This window comes from Falsirhodobacter sp. 20TX0035 (assembly GCF_028307215.1).
Classification (GTDB): Bacteria; Pseudomonadota; Alphaproteobacteria; order Rhodobacterales; family Rhodobacteraceae; genus Falsirhodobacter.
In genome coordinates this window covers 1-1,046 of the sequence record NZ_JAQMHV010000033.1, presented here as the reverse complement: position 1 = coordinate 1,046, position 1,046 = coordinate 1, and the positions used below count along the sequence as shown (strand labels likewise).

Annotated in this window: 1 protein-coding gene; it reads left to right on the top strand. The window is 67.9% G+C overall.

Going from position 1 to position 1,046, the window contains the following annotated elements:
- The coding region (gene folE2, locus PIJ50_RS16305; protein ID WP_442900756.1) for a GTP cyclohydrolase FolE2 at positions 1–1,038 on the top strand (1,038 nt) is incomplete at its 5' end.
- Positions 1,039–1,046 lie beyond the last annotated feature (8 nt).

Sequence of the window (1,046 nt, the reverse complement as noted above, 5' to 3'; positions counted from 1 at the left end):
GCCGAGGCGGAGGCGGCGCTGGAGGTGTTGCGGGGGTACACGGCGCAGGCGACGGAGGACGACCTTGTGGCGCTGCAGCTTCCGGCGGTGCTTCGGGCCTATCCGGAGCTGAGCCGGGCCTATCCGGCAGGGTTCGTGGCGGACGCGGCCTACCGCGCGACGCTGCCCGACCTGCAGAACGGGCCCTCCAGCCTGATCGTGGGCGCGCAGAAGATCCTCCAGCACGTCGGCATCTCCAACTTCCGCCTGCCCATCCGCTACCGCCTGCGCGACGGGGGCGACATCACGCTCGAAACCTCCGTCACCGGCACCGTCAGCCTTGAGGCCGAGAAGAAGGGCATCAACATGAGCCGCATCATGCGGTCCTTCTACGCCCACGCCGAACGCGACGTCTCGCTGGAGGTGATCGAGCACGCGCTGGACGACTACAAGCGCGATCTGGGCAGCTTCGACGCGCGCATCCAGATGCGGTTCTCGTTCCCCGCGCAGGTGCGGTCGCTGCGCTCGGGCCTGACGGGGTGGCAGTATTACGACATCGCGCTGGAACTGGTGGACGTGGCGGGCGAACGCCGCAAGATGATGCATCTGGACTACGTCTACTCCTCCACCTGCCCGTGCTCGCTGGAACTGTCCGAACACGCGCGCCAGACGCGGGGGCAGCTGGCGACGCCGCATTCCCAACGCTCCGTCGCGCGCCTGTCGGTGGAGATGCGGGGCGAGGCGCGGCTGTGGTTCGAGGACCTGATCGCCATCGCCCGCACCGGTGTGCCCACCGAAACGCAGGTCATGGTCAAGCGCGAGGACGAACAGGCCTTTGCCGAGCTGAACGCCGCCAACCCCATCTTCGTGGAGGACGCGGCCCGGTCGTTCTGCGCGGCCCTTCAGGCCGACCCCCGCATCGGCGACTTCCGCGTGATCGCGAGCCACCAGGAATCCCTGCACAGCCACGACGCCGTCTCCGTCCTCACCGAAGGCCCCACCTTCGCCCAGAACAGCCTCGACCCGAAACTCTTCGCAACACTCTTCCACGTTGGATGAAAGGGTCG